Source organism: Cellulomonas marina (genome assembly GCF_900111925.1).
In the GTDB taxonomy this organism is placed as follows: Bacteria; Actinomycetota; Actinomycetes; order Actinomycetales; family Cellulomonadaceae; genus Cellulomonas; species Cellulomonas marina.
On record NZ_FOKA01000012.1, the window covers coordinates 76410 to 96926 of the forward strand.

16 protein-coding genes are annotated in these 20517 nt (G+C 76.3%); 5 read left to right on the forward strand and 11 right to left on the reverse strand.

All coding sequences use genetic code 11. The annotated features are described in order from the left end of the window. Positions 1 to 7 precede the first annotated feature (7 nt). From dnaE to BM048_RS13210, 3 genes are all read right to left on the reverse strand, one after another. Positions 8 to 3622 (reverse strand): DNA polymerase III subunit alpha, encoded by a 3615-nt coding sequence (gene dnaE, locus BM048_RS13200; protein WP_090033737.1) that lies wholly within the window; start codon positions 3620 to 3622, stop codon positions 8 to 10. Continuing rightward, entirely contained in the window at positions 3615 to 5414 is a 1800-nt protein-coding gene (locus tag BM048_RS13205) for a DNA polymerase Y family protein (RefSeq protein WP_239078784.1), read from the reverse strand. The genes dnaE and BM048_RS13205 overlap by 8 nt, the downstream gene beginning before the upstream one ends. Before the next feature lie 170 nt (positions 5415 to 5584). After that, positions 5585 to 6514 (reverse strand): hypothetical protein, encoded by a 930-nt coding sequence (locus tag BM048_RS13210; RefSeq protein ID WP_090033740.1) that lies wholly within the window; start codon positions 6512 to 6514, stop codon positions 5585 to 5587. 415 nt (positions 6515 to 6929) lie between these two features. On the opposite strand from BM048_RS13210, the gene BM048_RS13215 reads away from it, so the two are divergent. After that, entirely contained in the window at positions 6930 to 7535 is a 606-nt protein-coding gene (locus tag BM048_RS13215; RefSeq protein ID WP_090033741.1) for a YbaK/EbsC family protein, read from the forward strand. Further along, a complete protein-coding gene (locus BM048_RS13220) occupies positions 7532 to 8032 on the forward strand; it encodes a hypothetical protein (protein WP_090033743.1) in 501 nt (166 codons plus the stop codon). Before BM048_RS13215 ends, BM048_RS13220 begins: the two co-directional genes overlap by 4 nt. Here BM048_RS13220 and BM048_RS13225 read toward each other — a convergent pair. The 4 genes from BM048_RS13225 to BM048_RS18260 form a co-directional block, all read right to left on the reverse strand. After that, positions 8029 to 8892, reverse strand: a complete 864-nt coding sequence (locus BM048_RS13225) for a TrmH family RNA methyltransferase (RefSeq protein ID WP_090033744.1) — start codon at positions 8890 to 8892, stop codon at positions 8029 to 8031. The genes BM048_RS13220 and BM048_RS13225 overlap by 4 nt on opposite strands. Before the next feature lie 52 nt (positions 8893 to 8944). Then, complete coding sequence (locus tag BM048_RS13230; protein ID WP_203708809.1) at positions 8945 to 10900, reverse strand: ABC transporter ATP-binding protein; 1956 nt, start codon at positions 10898 to 10900, stop codon at positions 8945 to 8947. A gap of 101 nt (positions 10901 to 11001) precedes the next feature. After that, positions 11002 to 12732: an ABC transporter ATP-binding protein gene (locus BM048_RS13240; RefSeq protein WP_090033748.1), complete on the reverse strand. Its 1731-nt coding sequence runs from the start codon at positions 12730 to 12732 to the stop codon at positions 11002 to 11004. Further along, complete coding sequence (locus tag BM048_RS18260; RefSeq protein WP_175499545.1) at positions 12726 to 13424, reverse strand: TetR/AcrR family transcriptional regulator; 699 nt, start codon at positions 13422 to 13424, stop codon at positions 12726 to 12728. Before BM048_RS18260 ends, BM048_RS13240 begins: the two co-directional genes overlap by 7 nt. Before the next feature lie 132 nt (positions 13425 to 13556). Here BM048_RS18260 and BM048_RS13250 point away from each other — a divergent pair, with 132 nt between their 5' ends. Beyond that, positions 13557 to 14597 (forward strand): phosphodiester glycosidase family protein, encoded by a 1041-nt coding sequence (locus BM048_RS13250; protein ID WP_090033750.1) that lies wholly within the window; start codon positions 13557 to 13559, stop codon positions 14595 to 14597. Between the two features lie 8 nt (positions 14598 to 14605). Continuing rightward, positions 14606 to 15736, forward strand: a complete 1131-nt coding sequence (locus BM048_RS13255; RefSeq protein WP_239078783.1) for a glycosyltransferase — start codon at positions 14606 to 14608, stop codon at positions 15734 to 15736. On the opposite strand, the gene BM048_RS13260 is transcribed toward BM048_RS13255, so the two are convergent. The 3 genes from BM048_RS13260 to BM048_RS13270 form a co-directional block, all read right to left on the reverse strand. After that, the gene (locus tag BM048_RS13260; protein ID WP_090033751.1) at positions 15645 to 16919 is read right to left on the reverse strand and encodes an SPFH domain-containing protein; all 1275 of its coding nucleotides are present in this window, start codon (positions 16917 to 16919) and stop codon (positions 15645 to 15647) included. The genes BM048_RS13255 and BM048_RS13260 overlap by 92 nt on opposite strands. Then, positions 16916 to 17359, reverse strand: coding sequence for an NfeD family protein (locus BM048_RS13265; protein ID WP_090033843.1), 444 nt, complete (start codon positions 17357 to 17359; stop codon positions 16916 to 16918). Before BM048_RS13265 ends, BM048_RS13260 begins: the two co-directional genes overlap by 4 nt. A 206-nt stretch (positions 17360 to 17565) precedes the next feature. After that, positions 17566 to 18384 carry an ABC transporter ATP-binding protein gene (locus BM048_RS13270; RefSeq protein ID WP_090033753.1) on the reverse strand — a complete coding sequence of 273 codons (819 nt, stop codon included), beginning with the start codon at positions 18382 to 18384 and terminating at the stop codon, positions 17566 to 17568. Positions 18385 to 18436: 52 nt separating this feature from the next. On the opposite strand from BM048_RS13270, the gene BM048_RS13275 reads away from it, so the two are divergent. Continuing rightward, positions 18437 to 19201: a hypothetical protein gene (locus tag BM048_RS13275; protein ID WP_090033754.1), complete on the forward strand. Its 765-nt coding sequence runs from the start codon at positions 18437 to 18439 to the stop codon at positions 19199 to 19201. 18 nt (positions 19202 to 19219) lie between these two features. Here BM048_RS13275 and glgA read toward each other — a convergent pair whose 3' ends face one another. After that, a complete protein-coding gene (gene glgA, locus BM048_RS13280) occupies positions 19220 to 20476 on the reverse strand; it encodes a glycogen synthase (protein ID WP_090033755.1) in 1257 nt (418 codons plus the stop codon). Positions 20477 to 20517: the final 41 nt, after the last annotated feature.

Consider the following 20517-nt stretch of genomic DNA (forward strand, 5'->3'; position numbering starts at 1 on the left):
GTCCTGGTCACTGGAAGTCGCGCGACCGGGAGCGGACCCGCAGCGACAGCGGCGCCACGTGCTCGGCGACGAGGTTCGTCGCGCCGTCCACCCGCTCGACCTTCCCGCGCACGACGAGGGCCCGCGAGGTCCGCGCCACCGTGCGGAACCGCTGCCACAGCCCGGCGGAGCACACGACGTTGAGCAGGCCGGTCTCGTCCTCGAGGGACAGGAACGTCACGCCGTGCGCGGTCCCCGGCCGCTGGCGGTGCGTCACCACGCCCGCCACGGCCACGCGCCCGCCGGTCTCGCTGCGGAACAGCTCCGCCACCCGCACGACGCCGGCCTCGTCGAGCCCCTCGCGCACGAACTGCGTGGGGTAGGAGTCGACGGAGATCCCCGTCGCCCACACGTCGGCCGTCGCCGTCTCGACGAGGTCCAGGCCCGGCAGCGTCGGTGCCTCCACGCCCACGGACACGCCGGGCAGGGTGTCGGGGCCCTCCTGGCTCAGCGCGCCGGCGGCCCACAGCGCTTCGCGCCGGTCCACGCCGAGGCCGTCGAGGGCTCCCGCGGTGGCCAGGGCCTCGAGCTGCGGCGTCGTGAGCCGGACGCGCCGGACCAGGTCGCGCAGGTCGACGAACGGCCCGTGCGCGTCGCGCTCGGCGACGAGGGTCTCCGCCAGCTCCTCGCCGATGCCCCGGACCGACGACAGCCCGAGCCGGACCGCCAGCGTGCGGCCGTCGGGCACGGCGGGCGCCTCCCCCGCGACGGCTCCCTCGTCGGGCCTCACGCCACCGGACCCGCCGGCACCGTCGCGGCCGCCGCGCCGCCCGCCCAGCGGGAGGACGGGTGCCGTGCCGCCGGGGACGGGCACGAGCACGGGCTCGCCGTCGGGCGGTGCCGGCGCGACCCGCTCGACGCAAGCCAGCGCGCGCGACGCCTGCACGTCGGCGCGCAGCACCTCCACCCCGTGCCGGCGGGCGTCCGCGACGAGCGTCTGCGGGGAGTAGAAGCCCATGGGCTGGGCCGCCAGCAGCCCGGCGTAGAAGGCCGCGGCGTGGTGCACCTTGAGCCACGCGCTGGCGTACACGAGGAAGGCGAAGGAGAAGGCGTGCGACTCGGGGAAGCCGAAGTCGGCGAACGCCTTGAGCTTGTCGTAGATCTCCTGCTGGGCGTCGGCGGGGATGCCGTTGGCGGTCATGCCGGCCACGAGCCGCTCGCGCAGCGCCTCCATGCGGTCCAGCGAGCGCTTGGACCCCATGGCCCGCCGGAGCTGGTCGGCCTCGGCGCCGGTGAAGTCCGCGACGTCGATGGCCATCTGCATGAGCTGCTCCTGGAACAGCGGCACGCCGAGGGTGCGCTCCAACGAGGGGACGAGCAGCGGGTGCAGGTACGTCACCGGCTGCCGCTCGTGGTACCGCTCGATGTACGGGTGCACCGACCCGCCCTGGATGGGGCCGGGGCGGATGAGCGCGACCTCGATGACGATGTCGTAGAACCGGCGCGGCTGCAGGCGCGGCAGCGTGCCCATCTGCGCGCGGGACTCGACCTGGAACACCCCGACGGTGTCGGCCGCGCACAGGAGGTCGTACACCAGCGGGTCCTCGTGCGGCAGCGCGTGCAGGTCCAGCTCGACGCCCTCGAGGTCCCGGACGAACCCGAAGCCGAGCCGCAGCGCCGTGAGCATGCCCAGACCCAGGAGGTCGAACTTCACCAGGCCCGCGTCGGCGCAGTCCTCCTTGTCCCACTGCAGCACCGTGCGCCCCGGCATCCGCGCCCACTCCACGGGGCACACCTCGACGACCGGCCGGTCGCACAAGACCATGCCGCCGGAGTGGATGCCCAGGTGCCGCGGCAGGCGCAGGAAGCGCTCGGCGAGGTCGAGCACGGGGTCGGGGATCTCCGCCAGCTCGGCCGGCGGCGTCGGCGGCAGAGCCACGTCGTGACGGTCGACGGTCGGCTGACGGCCGAGCGTCGGTGACCACGCGCCGTCGGCGGCGCGGTCCGGCCACGGCGACGGCCCGGACGCCGCGCTGCTCGCCCCGACGGTGCCCGAGCGGTACATCGTCCACCAGGGGCTGGGTTTCTCCGTGCCCCGCAGGGTCCCCCACCGCTCGATGCTCCCGCTCCACGCGTCCTGCTGACCCGTGTCGTACCCGAGCGCGCGCGCCGCGTCGCGAACCGCGGAGCGCGGCCGGTAGGAGATGACGTTGGCCACCTGCGCCGCGTGCGAGCGGCCGTGGCGCTCGTAGACGTGCTGGATGACCTCCTCCCGGCGGGCGGACTCGATGTCGACGTCGATGTCCGGCGGCCCGTCGCGCTCGGGCGCCAGGAAGCGTTCGAAGAGCAGGCCGTGGCGCACGGGGTCGACGGCGGTGATCCGCAGGACGTAGCAGACGGCCGAGTTGGCCGCCGATCCCCGGCCCTGCGCGAGGATCCCGTTGCGGCGGCAGAAGTCGACGAGCTCGTGCACGACGAGGAAGTACCCCGGGAAGCCGAGCTGCTCGATGACGTCCAGCTCGTGCTCGACCTGGGCGTGGGCGCCCGCGACCGTCTCGTCGTCCGGGGGGCCGTACAGCTCGTCGGCGCCCCGCCGCACCAGCTCGCGCAGCCAGGTCGCCTCCGTGTGCCCGGGCGGCACGGGATGCGGGGGTAGCGACGGGGCGACGAGCGAGAGGTCGAACGCCAGCTCGGCCCCGAGCGCGGCCGCCGCCGCCACGGCCTGCGGGTACCGCCGGTGCCGCGCGAGCATCTCGGCGGCCGAGCGCAGGTGCGCGCCCGGCGCCGCCGGCAGCCAGCCGTCCATGTCGTCGAGGGAGGACCGGGCGCGCACGGCGGCCAGCGCGGCGGCCAGGTCCGCGTCGCGCGGCGTCGCGTAGTGGACGTTGCCCGTGGCGACGAGGGGCAGCCGCGCCCGGGCGGCGAGCTCGGCGAGGGCGTCGGCGCGCTCGGCGTCGTGGGCGTCGCCGACGGCGGTCGTCTCCACCGCGACGTTGTCCCGGCCGAACAGGGCGACGAGCCGGTCCAGCTCACGGCCCGCCGCCTCGAGGCCGGCCGTCGTCACCGGGGTGGTGCCCGACGGGTCGCCCCCGGCCAGCGCCCGGCGGACGGCCCCCTTGCGACAGCCGGTGAGCACGAGCCAGCGTCCTGCGGCGGCCGCCGCGAGCTCCTCCAGGTGGTACTCGGCGGCGCCCTTGCGGCCCGTGCGCAGGTGACCCTCGGCGATGGCGGCGGACAGCGAGCGGTACCCGTCCGGCCCCCGCGCCAGCAGGAGCAGGTGCTCCGCCCGCGGGTCGGGCACCGCGGTCGGCGGGTCGAGGACGGGCAGGCCGGGGACCGTGCGGGCGCGGTCCCGCGCGCTCTCCCGGCCGTGCCGCCGGCCGTCGGGCGCGGGAAGGTGCAGCTCGGCGCCGAACACGGTCGGCAGGCCGACGGCCCGCGCCGCCTGGGCGAACCGGACCACGCCGTACAGCCCGTCGTGGTCGGTGAGGGCGAGGGCGCGCAGGCCGAGCCGGGCCGCCTCCGCGACCAGCTCCTCAGGCTGGCTGGCGCCGTCGAGGAAGCTGAAGGCCGAGTGGGCGTGCAGCTCGGCGTACGCCGGGGCCGGGCCGGTCACCAGGTGGGTCGTCGACGCGTCAGTCATACGTCGCCTCGCAGGTCCAGCCCTCGGCGGTGCCCGTCAGCAGCAGCGCCCGGCGGTCGTCGAGCGCGACCTGCAGGTGCGCGCGGACCTGCCCGGCGGCGCCGAGGACCCACCACCGCTCGAGGACCAGCCACGGCCCGGCCCAGCCGACGACGCGTCGGCTGCCACCACCCCCGTCGCTGCCCCTGTCGTCGCCCCGGGCACCACCCCTGTCGTCACCCCGGGCGCCACCCCTGTCGTCACCCCGGGCGCCGTCGCCGGTCCAGCGCAGGACGGCTGGGTCCCCGCTGAGCGACTGCCGGGGGTCGACGCGGACGGGCCGCCCGTGCGCGTCGAGCACCTCCACGGGCACGGGCTCGGCGAGCACGCACGCCGGTGCCGGGTCGGGCAGGCGCCCTGGCCACGGCCGGTCCACCGGGCGCGGGGCTGCCTCCTGCTCCCCCCAGGCACGCAGGTGCACCTGGTCGCGCACGTCGCGGCCGCCCTGCAGGCTCGCCAGCAGCACACCGTCGACCCCGACGATGCCCTGGACGCGGTCCAGCGCCCGGTGCGCGCGCAGGTCCCCGCCCGACGGGCCGCCCCACAGCCGGCCCTGCTCCGCCCCGACGGGGGCGACGTCGAGCGCCGTCACGGCGAGGTGCACGAGCGTGACGCCCGGGGTGTCCACGTCGAGCGCGGGAGGTGCGTCCGGCCCGTCGGCGTCGACCCCGTCGGCGCCGGGCGTCCGCAGGCCCGACGACCGGCCCGATGTCCGGCCCGTCGTCCGGCCCGCCTCGCGGTCGGCCCGCGCCCGGGCCGCGCGAGCAGCACGTCCCGCCTCGGCCGCGGCGGAGGCCAGCCACCCCTCGAGCTGCCAGCGGATGCGGTCGGTGATCCGGGCGGGGGTCAGCCCGCCCCAGCCACCCATGTCCGTCCGCCACGTCCGGCTGAGCTCCTCCCCGGCCTCCGTGCGGGCGTCGATCCGCAGCCGCCCGCACGTGAGCGCCCGTGCGACGAGCGCGGCGTGCAGCTCCTCGGCGAGCCGGCGCCCGGCGAAGGTCGCCTGGTCGACGCGGTCGAGCGGCGGGTCGAGCGCCGTGGCGGCCTCCACGTCCGCCTCGGGGCGGCGCCGGACCGGCGGACGCTCGTCCTCGCCACGGGCCAGCGTCTGCGCCCACGTGCCCCGGCGGCCGAACCGGGCGTGCACGGCGGCGGGCGGCAGCGCGGCCAGACGGCCCAGGTGGCGCAGACCCAGCCGGTGCAGGAGGTCGACGAGCTCGAGGACCTCGGCCGCGTCCTCGTCCGTCACGGCCGCGTGCACGAGGTCCGCCATCGGCCGGCCCGCGAGGAAGGCCGGGGACGTCCCGGGCGGCACCACCTCCCCCGTCCGCGCCGCCAGCACCGCCGCCAGCAGCCCGTCGGCCGTCCCGACCGCGCACTCGTGGCCCGTGCGTTCGGCGACGGCGCTGACCAGCAGCTCCGCGAGCCGGTCCTCCGAGCCGTGGTACCGGCTGGCCCCGCCCGCGGGCAGCAGCAGCAGGCCGGCGCGGACCACCTCGACCCCGCTGACGACCGTCTCGGCCGCCGCGGCGACGGGCTCGAACATCCGCACGTCCCGCGGCTCGTCGGCGTCGAGCAGCACGAGCGCCGGGCACAGCCCCTGGGCCTGGCGCCGCTGCATGCCCCGGCGCACGCCCTCCGCACGGGCGCCCGCGGACACCGTGACGAGGCGGCGGCCGTCGTGGACCGCGGTGGGCACGTCGGCCGGGACGCCCTCCAGGGTCGCGGCCGCCACGACGGGCCAGTCGGGCACCCACAGCACCGTCGTGCGGGTGGCGGCCGGGCGGGGGGCGCGGGTGCCGGACGGACGGGCGCCTGTCGTGGAGGGGCCGGACCTGCGTGCGTCCGGCGTGCGTGCCTCCGGCGTGCGGGTGGCGGCGGGGGGCGGGGCCGGGGTCGTCGGGCGCCCCGTAGTGGGTGCGCTCATCCGACGAGCCTCAGCCGGCCCTGCACGAACCCGTCGGCGTCCTCGTGGCCCTCGTCGGGAGCCTGCGGCACGGCCTGGGACGCGACCTGGGGCACGACCTGGGGCACGGACGGTGCCGCGGGTGCGACGCGCAGCGCGCCCGGCACGGGCAGCGGGAGCTCCAGCTCCAGCCCGACGTCCCCCGGTGCCGCGCCCCGCCCGGTGCGGCGCACCTGCAGGCGGTGGGAGCGCAGGTGCCCCTCGCCGTCGGCCAACCCGGTCCAGCCCAGCGGCCGCGCGTCGAGCACCGCCGTCGCCCCCGGCCAGGCGGTGCTCGTCAGCAGGACCGCCCCCCGCTCGCGCACCCGCGCGGTCAGCCGGCGCCGGTCGGCGTCGGTGAGCACCGCCCCCGCACCCACGACGACGACGTCCAGCCCGTCGACGAGCGCGGCCACGACGGCCGGGCTGTCGGCACCGGGACGCGGCACGAGCGCCAGCCGGTCGAGCTCGACCCCGGCCTGCGCGGCCGCGAGCAGGCCGATCGACGGCTGCCCGACGACCGCGGCCCACGCCCCGCCGGCCGAGGCCTGCGCCAGCAGGGCCAGGAGCAGCGACGTCGACCCCGTCACCACCGTGGCCCCGCCGCGGCGCAGCCCCTCGGGCAGGAGCGGCACCAGCGCGGGCGGCACCGCGAGCGGCGGGCGCTCGGTGGTGAGCAGTGCCGTCGGCAGCGCGGTCGAGGACGGCCCGGACGGCGCGGATGGCGCGGGCGGCACGGACGGCGCCGGTGCCGGAACCGCCGTCACGGCCGCCGGCGTTCCGGGACGGGTGCCGAGCGCCAGGCTGCGGGCGCCCGTCCGCAGCTCGGCACGAGCCAGCACCTCGCGGGCGCGGGCGGCCCGGGAGCGGTGGTCCTCCGCAGCGGCGGCCGTCGGAACCACGACCACCTCCCGTACCCTCGTGCTACATCCTGACGACCCGCCAAGACCCTCCGGCCGCCGGCTCGGAGCGGTCGCGGAGGCGACCGAGCACCGACCACATCGGCCGTGTTCGAACGCGTGTTCGATAACTAGTACACGCGCCCGGCGACCCGGTGTCAATCCGTCGAGCGCCCCCGTGGACACCCTCCCGCCGACCACCGACACGACCTCGCGAACGACCCTCGACGCCGTCGCGCGACGGCGGACCGCTGCGGAGCACGGCCGTCCGTGGCCCTCGCTCCAGCGTGTCGTCGGCGCGTCGGCCCGGGACCGAGCGCGCTCCGCACCGACCCGCCACCGGCCCTCGGACGGTGCCCGTAGGAAGGGCCGCCCGGGACGGACGGCCCGGTCCGGGCCCCGCTGTCGTCGCTACCCTGCCCCCGTGCCCTCCCCCACGTCCCCCGCCCCCGGGTCGCTGCCCTGGGGCCCGGCGCTCGCCCGCCCCGACCTGCTCGCCCCCGCCACGCGCGCAGCCCTCGAGCGGTGGGCGGCCGTGGAGCCCCTCGTCGCCACCGCCGTCCTCGTCGCGGAGATCGATCCCGACCTGGCGGACACCGCGGCGCTGACCGAGGCGTTCGCGCTGCCGCCGTCGGCGTCGGCCAACTGCGTGCTCGTCGCCGGCCGCCGCGCGGGCGAGGAGCGGATCGCCGCCGCCGTGGTCCGCGCCACCACCCGCGCGGACGTCAACACCGCCGTCAAGCGCCTGCTGGACGTGCGCAAGGCGTCGTTCCTGCCCACGGACCGCGCGACCACCGAGTCCGGGATGGAGTACGGCGGCATCACCCCGCTCGGCCTGCCGGGCGGCTGGCGCGTCCTCGTCGACGAGGCCGTCACCGTGCCCGACGAGGCCGGGGACCACGTCGTCGTCGGCAGCGGGGTCCGCCGCTCGAAGATCGCCCTGCCCGGTGCGCTCCTGGGGTCCGCCCCGGGGGTCGAGGTCGTGGCCGGGCTGGCCCTACCATCGGCTGCGACAGAGGAGGCGCCATGAGCGCGGTCGAGCGCGGGCTCCGGGACGACGACGTCCGCACCCCCGAGGACGACGTCGACGCCCTCATCGAGCAGCTCCTGCACCATGCCGACACGCACCGGGCCGACATGCACCATGCCGACGCGCACCGTGGCCGGCACCTCGTCCCCTGGCACGTGCTGCCGGAGCACCGGCTGTCCACCGACCTGGCGCTCCTGCACCTCGAGGCGGCGCGGCGCGACGGCGCGACGCTGCCCCCCGAGGACGTCCGCCGCCTGGCGACGTGGCGCCACCGGCTCGAGGTGGCCGACCTCGTCCTCGACTACGACCCGTCCACCGAGGACGGCTTCCGGTACGTCCCGCGCCGGCACGGGGTCGACGTCGACCTCGTCCGCGCCCCGGGCCACCGGCGCCACGACGCCGACCCGGCCCTCGACCGCGTCGTGGAGGACCTCGTCGACGAGACGATCGCGCGCGTCCTGGCCCCGTCGGCACCGGCCGACCCGCTGGGCGTCTAGCCCGCCGGCACCCGCACCGCCCAGAACGCCACCGCGGCCGCCGCGGCCACGTTGAGGCTGTCCACTCCCCCCGCCATGGGGATCCGCACGACGAGGTCCGACCCCGCGACCGTGGCCGCCCCCAGGCCGTCGCCCTCCGCGCCGAGGACCAGCGCGAGCCGGTCGGGCGGCGCGGCCACGAGCTCGTCGAGCGTCGTGGCGTGCTCGGCCAGCGCGAGCGAGGCCGTGACGAACCCCAGCGCGCGCAGCACGTCCAGGCCCTCGGGCCAGGGGTCGATGCGCGTCCAGGGCACCTGGAAGACCGTGCCCATCGACACCCGCACCGACCGGCGGTAGAGCGGGTCCGCGCACCGCGGCGTCACGAGCACGGCGTCGACGCCCAGCGCGGCCGCCGACCGGAAGGCTGCCCCGACGTTCGTGTGGTCGACGAGGTCCTCGAGCACGGCCACCCGACGCGCGCCCGCACCGCCCCGCGCGCCGGCCAGCACGTCCGCCACCGGTGCCAGCGCGGGCCGGTGCATGGCGGCCAGCGCGCCGCGGTGCACGTGGAAGCCCGTGATGGCCTCGAGCAGCGCCTCGTCGGCGACGTACACCGGCACGGGGGCGCCGTCACGGCCGGCGGGCTCGTCGGGCAGCTCCGCCAGCAGCGCCTGCAGGTCCGGCACCCAGCGCGGGGCCAGGAGGACCGACCGCGGCCGGTGCCCGGCGCGCAGCGCCCGGCCCAGGACCGTCGAGCTCTCGGCGATGTAGAGGCCGCGCTCGGGCTCGAACCGCCGCCGCAGCGCCACGTCGGTCAGCGCGACGTAGTCCGCGAGCCGCGCGTCGTCGGGATCGGTCAGCGGGAGGAGCTCGTGACGCACCGCGTCATCCTGCCAGCCCCGCCCGGGGCGCCCGGCCCGTCGGACGCCGCCGTCAGACGCCGTCCGCCGCCGTCGCCGCCGCGAACTGCGAGCGGTAGAGCCGGGCGTACGCGCCGTCGGCGGCCAGCAGCGCCGCGTGCGACCCCTGCTCGACGATCGCGCCGTGCTCCATGACGAGGATGACGTCCGCGTCGCGGATGGTGGACAGCCGGTGCGCGATGACGAATGACGTCCGACCCTGCCGCAGGGCGTTCATCGCGCCCTGCACCAGCACCTCGGTGCGGGTGTCCACCGAGGACGTGGCCTCGTCGAGGACGAGCAGCGCCGGGTCGGCCAGGAACGCGCGCGCGATGGTGATGAGCTGCTTCTCCCCCGCGCTGACGTTGCCGCCCTCCTCGTCGATGACGGTCTCGTACCCGTCGGGCAACGCGTGCACGAACCGGTCGACGTAGGTGGCGCGGGCCGCCGCCAGCATCCGCTCGCGGTCGCGCCCGCCGGGGCCGGCGTCGGCGCCCGTGCCGTAGGCGATGTTCTCCGCGATCGTCCCGCCGAACAGCCAGGTGTCCTGCAGGACCATGCCCACCTGCGAGCGCAGGTCGGCCCGGCGCATCGCGGCGGTGTCGACGCCGTCGAGCGTGATGCGCCCGCCGTCGACCTCGTAGAACCGCATGAGGAGGTTGACGAGGGTGGTCTTGCCGGCGCCCGTCGGCCCGACGATCGCAACCGTCTGGCCCGGCTCGGCGACGAGGTCGAGGTGCTCGATGAGCGGGGTGTCGGCGACGTACCGGAACGAGACGTCCTCGAACGCGACGCGGCCCCGCACGGGCTGCGCCACCGCCGCCGGCGGCACCGGGTCCGGGCGCTGCTCGGGCTCGTCGAGCAGCTCGAACACCCGCTCGGCGGACGCGACGCCCGACTGCAGGATGTTGGCCATCGACGCGACCTGGGTGACCGGCTGCGTGAACTGCCGGGAGTACTGGATGAAGGCCTGCACCGAGCCCAGCGTCATCGCGCCGCCCGCCACCTGCAGGGCCCCGACGACGGCGATGACGACGTAGCCGATGTTCGAGATGAACATCATCGCCGGCTGGATGGCCCCGGAGATGAACTGCGCCCGGAACGACGCCTCGTACAGGCGCTCGTTCTCCGCGCGGAAGGTCGCCGCGACCGCCTCCTGCCGGCCGAAGACCTTCACGAGCGTGTGACCGGTGAACATCTCCTCGACGTGGGCGTTGACCTTGCCGGTCGAGGCCCACTGGGCGACGAACTGCGGCTGCGAGCGCTTCGCGATGAGCACCGTGACCCAGGCCGACAGCGGCACCGTCACGAGCGCCACGACGGCGAGCAGCGGGGAGATCCAGACCATCATCGCCAGGACGCCGACGATGGTCAGCAGCGAGGTGATGAGCTGGCTCAGCGTCTGCTGCATGGTCTGCGCGACGTTGTCGATGTCGTTGGTGACGCGCGAGAGGATCTCGCCGCGCTGGTGCCGGTCGACGTAGGACAGCGGCAGCCGGCCGAGCTTGGCCTGCACGTCGCGGCGCATGCGGAAGACGGTCCGCTGGACGAGCTGCGTGGTGAGCACGCCCTGGAGGTAGCCGAGCAGCGACGCCGCGAGGTACAGCCCGAGGACCACGAGGAGCACCTGGCCGAGGCGGTCGAAGTCGATCCCCTGCCCGGGGACGACGTCCATGGGGCGCAGCAGGTCCGCCTGCGCGGTGTCGCCGCGGGCCTCGAGCGCGGCGAGGGCCTGCGCCTTCGTCGTCCCGGCCGGGAACACCTCCCCGAGCCGGCGCCCCACGACGCCCTCGAAGACGACGTCGGTCGCGTGCCCGAGGATCCGCGGGCCCAGCACGCTGAGCGTCACGCTGACCGCCGTCAGCGCGAGCACGACGAGCAGCACCGCGCGCTCGGGCCGCAGCATCCCGACGAGCCGCCTCAGCGACCCCCGGAAGTCCATCGCCTTGGCGACGGGCACGCCCATCATCCCGCCGGGCCGCCCGCCCATGGGGCCGCCCATCGGTCCCCGCGCCGGTCCGCCCGGGGGCGGGCCGCCGGCCGCGGGGCCGCCGGGCGCCGGGGAGCCGGGCCTGGTCCGCGTCGGCGCGGTCACGCCGCCTCCTCCACGCTCACCTGGGACAGGACGATCTCGCGGTACGTCTCGTCCGACGCCATGAGCTCGGTGTGGGTGCCGGTCCCGACGACGCGCCCGTCGTCGAGCACGACGATGCGGTCCGCTCCTCGGACCGTGCTGACCCGCTGGGCGACGACGAGCACCGTCGCGTCCCGGGTCTCCGGGACGAGGGCGGCCCGCAGCGCGGCGTCGGTGGCGACGTCGAGCGCGGAGAAGCAGTCGTCGAACAGGTAGATCGCCGGGCGGCGGACGAGGGCCCGGGCGATCGCCAGGCGCTGGCGCTGGCCGCCGGACACGTTCGTGCCGCCCTGCGTCACCGGCGCCTCGAGCCCGCCGAGCTCGCGGACGAAGTCCGCCGCCTGGGCGACCTCGAGCGCGTGCCAGAGCTCGTCCTCCGTCGCGTCACCCTTGCCCATGCGCAGGTTCGAGGCGACCGTGCCGGAGAAGAGGAAGGGCTTCTGCGGCACGAGGCCGATGGCGGACCACAGCACCTGCGGGTCGAGCTCGCGCACGTCCACCCCGCCGACGAGCACCGCGCCGCCGGTCACGTCGACGAGCCGCGGCACGAGCTCGACGAGCGTCGTCTTGCCCGCGCCGGTGGCGCCGATGATCGCCGTGGTCTGCCCGACGGGGGCCAGGAGGTCGACGTCGTGCAGGACCGGCGCCTCGGCGCCCGGGTAGCCGAAGGTGACCCCGCGCAGCTCCACCCCGCCGCGCTGCGCGAAGGGACGGCCGCCGCCGGCGGGCGGGCGGATGGAGGGCTCGGTCTGGAGGACCTCGGTGATGCGGCCAGCGCTGACCTCGGCCCGCGGCACGATCATCAGCATCATCGTCGAGAAGAGCACCGCCATGAGGATCTGCATGAGGTAGGAGATGAAGGCGGTCAGCGATCCCACCTGCATCCGCCCCGCGTCGATCTGCTGCCCGCCGAACCAGATGACGGCGACGCTCGACAGGTTCAGCACGAGCATCACCACGGGGAACATGAGCGCCATGAGCCGCCCGACGGCGACGGCGACCTCCCGCAGCTCGTCGTTCGCGGCGCCGAAGCGGGCCGCCTCCGCGTCCTCGCGCACGAAGGCCCGCACGACGCGGATGCCCGTGATCTGCTCGCGCAGCACCCGGTTGATGGCGTCGAGGCGGGTCTGCATGGAGGCGAACAGCGGCCGCATCCGCCGGATGGTCAGCCCCAGCACGACGAGCAGGACCGGCACGATGACGAGCAGGACCATCGACAGCCGCGCGTCCTCACGCACCGCCATGATGACGCCGCCGACGAGGGTGATGGGCGCGGCGACGAGGAACGCCAGCCCCATCATGACGAGCATCTGCACCTGCTGGACGTCGTTGCTCTCGCGGGTGATGAGCGACGGCGCCCCGAACCGGCCGACCTCCTGCGCCGAGAACTCCTGCACGCGGGCGAACACCGCGCCGCGCAGGTCACGGCCCACCGACATCGCCACGCGGGCCGCGAAGAAGACGGCGACCACGGCGCAGAGCACCTGCAGGACGGTCACGGCGAGCATCACCCCGCCGGTCCGCAGGACGTAGCCCGTGTCCCCCGTGACGACGCCCTGGTCGATGATCCGGGCGTTGAGGGTCGGCAGCCAGAGGTTGCTCAGCGCCTGCGCCGCCTGCAGCACGACGACGACGAGCAGGGCGGTCCGGTAGGGCCGCAGGTGGGTCCGCAGCAGTCGGGTCAGCATGGTCGCCTCGCGAGGTCGGTGCCGTCGGGGGTGGTGGTGCGCAGGGGTCCGGCCAGGACCTCGTCGAGCGGGCGGTCGTCGGGGTGGAGCTCGGGCGCCGGGCCGTGCGCCAGGCCGCGGACCACGACCGCGGCCACGAGCTCCGGCGGCAGCAGCCCGACGCCGGCCATCCCCGGCGGCCCCAGCCCCACCGCCAGGTTGAGCAGGACGCGCGCCGCTGTCCAGGAGTTCCCGCCGAGCCGGTCCGCGTGCGGCTCCAGCCGGTCCGCGGTGCAGCGCAGGAGGGCCAGCACGTGCTCGACGTGCGGGCCGTGTCGCGGCCCGGCGGCGCCGGCCGTCCCGGGTGCGGCGCCCTCGCCGCGCAGCACCTGCGCGAAGATGCTGCGCACCGCGTGCATGACGCGCGTGCGCTCGATCATCCCCTCCTGGAGGACGCGCGCCACGGACGCGACGAGCTCCTCCAGCGGGGCGTCGGGCAGCGCGGCGACGGCGGCGCACGTGGGCGCGGCGTCCATCGCGGCCAGCGCGGCCGCGTGCAAGAGCTCCGTCTTGTCGTCGAACGCCTTGAACAGCGTGCCCTCCGCGACGCCGGCGGCCTCGGCGATCTGCCGGGTCGTCACGTCCGCCCCCAGCTCGGCGAGCAGGGGCACGGTGGCCACGACGATGGCCGAGCGCCGCTCGTCGCGGGACATGCGGGGTGCTCGGGTCGGCACAGGCAGCAACCTATGGTGAGTGAGCACTCACTCGCAAGGTCCGCCACGTCGCACAGCGGTCGTACAGCGGGGACCGGCCGGGCACCGGGGCGCCCTGCCTAGACATGCCGCATGCCCCGACACCGACCTCGCACCGCCCCGGAACCAACCCCGACGAGCCCGCGCCGCCGCGCCCTGCGCCGGACCGCGGTCGCCGTCACCGCCGGCCTCGTGCTCGCCGCCGGCGGCACGGCCTCGTGGGCGCTCGACCGCTTCGTCGTCGACCACGTCCAGATCGCCGACGTCGACGCCTACGAGGCCGCGCAGTCCGCCGCCGCCGGGACCACGACGACGACGGACGGCACGACGACGGGGACCACCACGGACGCCAGCAGGGACACGAGCACGGGCGCCGGCACCCTCACGTCGACGTCCTACACCGCCGCCGACGGCACGAGCGTCACGATCTCCACCGTCGTCACCGGCTCGGGCGACGACCAGGTGAGCTCCTACGTGGCCGACGTCGTCCTGGCCGACGCCACCGACCTGCGCTCCGCCTTCGCGCAGAACGCGTTCGGCACCAATATCACCGAGACCACCAGCGACATCGCCGCCGACAACGACGCGGTGTTCGCGGTGAACGGGGACTACTACGGGTTCCGCGACACGGGCATCGTCATCCGCAACGGCGTCGTCTACCGCGACGAGGGTGCCCGCGAGGGGCTGGCGTTCTACACCGACGGCCACGTGGAGGTGTACGACGAGACGGAGACCTCCGCCGACGAGCTGGTCGCCGCCGGGGTGTGGAACACGCTGTCGTTCGGCCCGGCCATCGTCGAGGACGGGGCCGTCGTCGACGGCATCGAGGACGTCGAGGTCGACACGAACGTCGGCAACCACTCCATCCAGGGCGACCAGCCGCGCACGCTCGTCGGGGTCGTCGACGACAACCACCTGCTCTTCGTCGTCGTCGACGGCCGCAGCCCCGGGTACAGCGCGGGCGTGACCATGACCGAGGCGGCGCAGATGATGCTCGACCTCGGCGCCACCACCGCCTACAACCTCGACGGCGGCGGGTCCTCGACCATGGTGTTCGACGGCGCGCTCGTCAACGACCCGCTCGGCAAGGGCACCGAGCGCGGCACCTCCGACATCCTCTACCTGGGCTACTGAGGCCGGCCGTGATCGTCCTCGTCCCCGCGCTCGACCCCGACGAGCGCCTCGTCGCCCTCGCCGACGCGCTGCACGCCGCCGCCGCGTCCGGCCCCCCGCTCGAGGTCGTCGTCGTCGACGACGGCTCCGGGCCCGCCGGCGCCGCGGCGCTGGCCGCCGTCCGCGCGCGGGGCGTCGTCGTCCTCACCCACCCGGTCAACCGCGGGAAGGGCGCCGCGCTGCGCACCGGCGTCGCGTGGGTCCTGGCGCACCGACCCGGACGGGACGTCGTCTGCGCCGACAGCGACGGCCAGCACGCGCCGGCCGACGTGCTGGCCGTCGCCCGCCGCGTGGCCACCGGCGACGGGGCGGTGGTGCTCGGCGTGCGCGCGTTCACCGGCCCGGTGCCGATGCGCAGCCGCGTCGGCAACGAGGCCTCCCGCCTGCTGTTCCGGCTCAGCACGGGCCAGGACGTCGTCGACACGCAGACGGGCCTGCGCGGCTACCCGGCCGCGCTGCTGCCGGACCTGCTGACGGTGACCGGCGACCGCTTCGAGTACGAGCTGCGCCTCCTGCTGCACCTGGCCCGCAGCGGGGTCGTCGTCGAGCAGCACCCCATCGCCACGATCTACCTCGAGAGCAACGCGTCCTCGCACTTCCGGCCCGTCGCCGACTCCCTGCGCGTCATGGCGCCGCTCGTCGCCTTCGCGCTGTCCTCGCTGCTCGGGGCGGCGGTCGACGTCGCGGCCTTCGCCGCGCTGCTGCCCCTGACGGGCTCGCTCGCGCTCGCGGTGGGCGGGGCGCGCGCGGTGTCGGCGGCCGTGAACTTCCTCGTCAACCGCCACGCCGTCTTCGCGTCGCCCGGCGGCGCGGGGGCGCCGCTCCGCCGGGCGGCGGGGCGTTACGTCGCCCTCGCGCTGCTGCTGCTCGCGGGCTCCCTCGGCGTCGTGACGGCGCTGACGGACCTCGGCGTGCCGGCCGTGATCGCCAAGGTGCTCGCGGACCTCTCGCTCTTCGTGCTGGCCTACGGCCTGCAGAGCCAGGTGGTCTTCGCGGGCCCGGCCGACGTCAGGCGGGACCGCCCGGCCCTGCCGCCGACGACCCCGACGGCCCCGGTCCCTCCGGTGGAGGACCGCCCGCCGACGGCGTCCCGCCGTTGACGCCGCCCGGCCCGGCCAGGCCGCCGGCTCCCGTGGCCGCCTGCCCCCGCTCGGCCTCGGCGCTGAACGGCCGGCCGCTGCGGGTACCGGAGCTCGTGGCCTCCTCCGCCGCGCGCTCGGACTCCCGGCGGGCGCGCTCCAGCGCCTCGCGCGGGTCCTCCAGCGCGCTCGGCGGCAGGTCCTCGGGCCGCACCGGCGAGGCCTTGCGGGCCCGCCGACCCGACCCGTCGCCGCCGCCCGTCCCGGCGAAGCCGTCCGCGAGCTGCCCCAGCACGCCGCTCAGCTCCGACGGCAGGAACCACAGCTTGTTCGCCGGCGTCGCCGCGATCTTCGGCAGCGTCTGCAGGTACTGGTAGGCGAGCAGCTGCGGGTCGGCGTCGCCGCGGTGCACGGCGTCGAAGACCTGGAGGATCGCGCGCGACTCCCCCTCGGCGGTGAGGATCGCCGACTGGGCCGCGCCCTCCGCCCGCAGGATCGCGGCCTGCTTCTCGCCCTCGGCGGTGAGGATCTGCGACTGCTTGACACCCTCGGCGGTGAGGATCGTCGCGCGGCGGTCCCGCTCGGCGCGCATCTGCGCCTCCATGGCGCCCTGCACGGACTGGGGCGGGTCGATGCTCTTGAGCTCCACGCGGTTGACGCGGATGCCCCACCGGCCCGTCGCCTCGTCGAGCACGCCGCGGAGCTGGCCGTTGATCTGGTCGCGGCTCGTCAGCGTCTGCTCGAGGTCCAGCGACCCGACGACGTTGCGCAGCGTCGTGACGGTGAGCTGCTCGACGCCCTGGATGTAGTTGGCGATCTCGTAGACCGCCGACTTGGGGTCCGTGACCTGGAAGTAGATGACCGTGTCGATGTTGACGACGAGGTTGTCCGAGGTGATGACCGGCTGCGGCGGGAACGAGACCACCTGCTCGCGCAGGTCCACGCCGGCACGGACCCGGTCGACGAACGGGATGAGCAGGTGCAGGCCCGCGTCCATGGTCCGGGAGTACCGGCCGAGGCGCTCGACGATCATCGCCACCGCCTGGGGCACGATCCGCACGGACCGCACGAGGGCGACGACGACGAACAGGACGAGCAGCGCCAGCACCACGACGGTCGCGATGCCGACGGCGCCGCCGCCGTCCCCGTCGGCGGCCGCGGCCAGCACGGGTGCGTGGGCCGCCGCGGCGGTCAGGTCGGTCATGAGGTCCCCCTCCTCGGGTCGGGCGCGACGACGGCCGTCGCCCCCTCGATGCGCAGGACGACCGCGGGCGCGTCGGCCGGCAGCTCCCCCGGTCCGTCGAGACGCGCGCTCCAGACCTCGCCGTGGATCTTCACGCGCCCGCCGTCGGCGTCGACGGCGCTCAGTGCCAGCGCCGGTCGCCCGACGAGGGCCGCCACGTTCGTCTCCTGCAGCGGCACGCGGTCGCGCAGGTGGCGCAGGAGCAGCGGTCGCAACGTGGTCAGCAGCACCACCGAGGACACGGCGGCGACGAGCACCTGGACCGACAGCGGGGCGCCGAACGCGGCGGCGATCCCGCCCGCCACGGCGCCGCCCGCGAACATGATGAGCACGAGGTCGAGCGAGAGGACCTCGACGACGGCCAGCAGCGCCGCCCCGCCCATCCACCAGAGCCAGGCCATGGCCTCCCCCTCCCGCTCGTCGGCGGCCACCCCGGGGCGACGACGCCGCGGCGCCTCCCTGGGCGTCGCGGTCCCACCGTACCCAGCGGACCTGAGGAGCACCATGCCCGGCGTACACGAGCGCATGACCGTGTGCAGGGCGAGTGCTGGTGGTCGCGCCTCGTGGCGCGGACGGCCCCGGCGGAGGGACGGCCGCGGCACCGAGGTCAGCGGGCGGCGGCGCGCGCCCCCGTCAGCGCGGCCGGCAGGGCCCGCGCGGCCCAGCGGCCGCCGCCTCGCTGCACGGCCAGCGGGACGCCGAAGGTGGCCGACAGCTCGTCGGCGGTGAGGACCTCCGCGACGGGGCCCGCCGCCTGCGCGCGGCCGTCGCGCAGCAGCAGCGCGTGCGTGAAGCCGGGCGGGACCTCCTCGACGTGGTGCGTGACCAGCACGATCACCGGCGAGCGGGGGTCGGCGGCCAGCTCGGCGAGCGCCGCGACCAGCTCCTCGCGCCCGCCGAGGTCCAGGCCGGCCGCGGGCTCGTCGAGCAGCAGGAGCTCGGGGTCGGACATGAGGGCCCGGGCGATCTGGACGCGCTTGCGCTCGCCCTCGCTCAGCGTGCCGAAGTACCGGGCGGCGAGGTGCTCGACGCCGAACGCGCGCAGCAGCTCGTGGGCGCGCGCCTCGTCCTGCTCCTCGTAGCTCTCCCGCCAGCGACCGGTGTAGCCGTAGGAGGCGGTCAGCACCACGTCGAGGACCGTCTCCCCCGACGGGATGCGGTCCGCGAGCGCGGCGGAGGACAGCCCGATGCGCGGCCGCAGCTCGAAGACGTCGACCCCGCCCAGGCGCTCGCCCAGCAGGTGCGCCGTGCCGGACGTGGGGTGCATGCGGCCGGAGCACACCTGCAGCAGGGAGGTCTTGCCGGCGCCGTTGCGTCCCAGCACCACCCAGCGCTCGCCGTCGCGGATCTGCCAGGAGAGCCCGTCGAGGATGGTGGTGGCACCGCGTCGCACGGTGACGTCCTGCAGGTCGAGCACGTCGGTCATGGCCCCGACCCTAGTGCGCGCCCGGGGCACGACCGCTCGCTAGCGTGGGCGCGTGCCCGTCCTGGACGTCCCCCGCTCGGTGCTGCTCGCCGCCTGGCTGACCGGTCCCTTCGACCGCGCCCGCCTGGTCGCGGCCGTGCAGCGCGACGACGAGCCGCACCGCGTCGTCGGCCTCGCCGACGACGACCGGCCCCTGTCGCGGCTGGTCGACGCGTGCGCCGACGAGCCGCGCGAGGTCGCCTGCCTGCTGCCCGGCCCCGGCGACCCGCCGCCCGGGCTCCCGCCGGCCCTGACCGCGGCCGCGGTCGCGGCGGGCGAGTGCCTCCTCGTGCGGACCCCGACCGTCTGCCTGGCCGCCGTGCCGGAGGTGCAGCGGTTCGGCAGCGCGCTCGAGCCCGGCCACCTCGTGACGTGGCAGGTCGCGCCGGTCCCCGACTGGCGGCGTCCCGTGCTGGGGGCCGTCCCGCTGCTCGACGAGGCCGACCGCGCCCTGCGCACGGGCCTCGCGGAGGCCACGGACGCCCTCGTGCGGCTGGACGTCGCCCGGTGGCGCCCCGAGCTCGGCGAGCGCCTGGCCGAGCTGCGCGCGGACTCCTCGGTGACGTCCCTGCTGCCGCCGGGGTTGGCGGGGGCGCGGGTCCGCCTGCTGCTCAGCGCCGTGCGGCTGCGCGCGGTCGTCGCGCTGGCCACCGTCGACGACGGCGCCGCCGTCACCGTCGGCCAGGCCGACCGCCGCCTCGGCGCGCTGCGCGACGTGGACCGCTCGGCACGCCGGGCGCTCGGCGCCGCCGTGACGAGCGAGCTGCGCACCCCCTGACGCGCCGGGCCCGGCCCGTCACCCGAGCACCGAGCGGTACACCTCCACCGTCCGGGCGGCGACGGCCTCCCACGTGAAGTGCTCCTCGACCCGCCGGCGGGACGCGGCGCCGAAGGCCGCCGCCCGCTCGCGGTCCGCGCAGGCCGTGGTCAGCGCGGCGGCCACGTCGGCGACGAACCGGTCGGGGTCCGTCGGCGTGCCCGTGCCGTCCTGCACCTGGTCGATCGGCACGAGCCAGCCCGTCTCGCCGTCGACCACGACCTCGGGGATGCCGCCCGTCGCGGTCCCGACGACGGGCACGCCCACGGCCATCGCCTCGAGGTTGACGATGCCCAGGGGCTCGTACACCGACGGGCACGCGAAGACGGTGGCGGCGGACAGCACGGCCACGACCTGCTCCCGCGGCAGCATCTCCCGGATCCACACGACGCCCGAGCGCCGCTCGCGCAGGCCCGCGACGAGCCCCTCCACCTCGGCGAGGATCTCCGGGGTGTCCGGGGCGCCGGCGCACAGCACCACCTGCACCTCCGGCGGGAGCTGCTCGCACGCGCGCAGCAGGTACGGCAGGCCCTTCTGCCGCGTGATCCGCCCCACGAAGACGACGGTCGGCCGGTCGGGGTCGATGCCGAGCCGGGCCTGCGTCGCGGCGTCCCGTTCGAGGTCCTCGGGCGACGTCGGGCGGCGCCAGAGGTCGAGGTCGATGCCGTTGTGCACGACGTGCACCTTCGCCGGGTCCACCTCCGGGTAGGCCCGCAGGATGTCCTCGCGCATGCCGGCCGACACCGCGATGACCGAGGCGGCACCGACGTAGGCGGTGCGCTCCGCCCACGACGAGAGCGCGTAGCCGCCGCCGAGCTGCTCGGCCTTCCACGGCCGCAGCGGCTCGAGGGAGTGCGCCGTCAGGACGTGCGGCACGCCCTGGAGCAGACCCGCGAGGTGCCCGGCCAGGTTGGCGTACCAGGTGTGGGAGTGGACGAGGTCGGTGGCGACGCCGTCGGCGCCGACGGCGGCCACCCCCGCGACCATCTCGAGGTCGACCCCGAAGGTTCCCAGCGCCGCGTTCGCCCCCGCGAGGCCGGGTGGCACGTCGTAGCCGACCACGCCCTCGTCGGCGCCCTCGTCGGCGCCCTCGTCGGCGCCGGTGCGCGGGCCGTCGAAGCAGTGCACCCGCACGTCCAGCGTCCGGCGCAGCACCTCCGTCAGCCCGACCACGTGCACGCCGGCACCGCCGTACACGTGCGGCGGGTACTCCCGGGTCAGCAGATCGACTCGCACCTTCGTGACTCCCCTCGTCGCGGGCGCACCGCCGACGGGCG

Excerpts from the sequence above, each read along its gene's own strand:
- dnaE (WP_090033737.1), bottom strand. The coding sequence starts at position 3,622 with ATGACTGACGCGTCGACGACCCACCTGGTGACCGGCCCGGCCCCGGCG.
- BM048_RS13220 (WP_090033743.1), top strand. The coding sequence starts at position 7,532 with ATGAGCGCGGTCGAGCGCGGGCTCCGGGACGACGACGTCCGCACCCCC.
- BM048_RS13230 (WP_203708809.1), bottom strand. The coding sequence starts at position 10,900 with ATGGGCGGGCGGCCCGGCGGGATGATGGGCGTGCCCGTCGCCAAGGCG.
- BM048_RS13240 (WP_090033748.1), bottom strand. The coding sequence starts at position 12,732 with ATGCTGACCCGACTGCTGCGGACCCACCTGCGGCCCTACCGGACCGCC.
- BM048_RS18260 (WP_175499545.1), bottom strand. The coding sequence starts at position 13,424 with ATGTCCCGCGACGAGCGGCGCTCGGCCATCGTCGTGGCCACCGTGCCC.
- BM048_RS13250 (WP_090033750.1), top strand. The coding sequence starts at position 13,557 with ATGCCCCGACACCGACCTCGCACCGCCCCGGAACCAACCCCGACGAGC.
- BM048_RS13260 (WP_090033751.1), bottom strand. The coding sequence starts at position 16,919 with ATGACCGACCTGACCGCCGCGGCGGCCCACGCACCCGTGCTGGCCGCG.
- BM048_RS13265 (WP_090033843.1), bottom strand. The coding sequence starts at position 17,359 with ATGGCCTGGCTCTGGTGGATGGGCGGGGCGGCGCTGCTGGCCGTCGTC.
- BM048_RS13270 (WP_090033753.1), bottom strand. The coding sequence starts at position 18,384 with ATGACCGACGTGCTCGACCTGCAGGACGTCACCGTGCGACGCGGTGCC.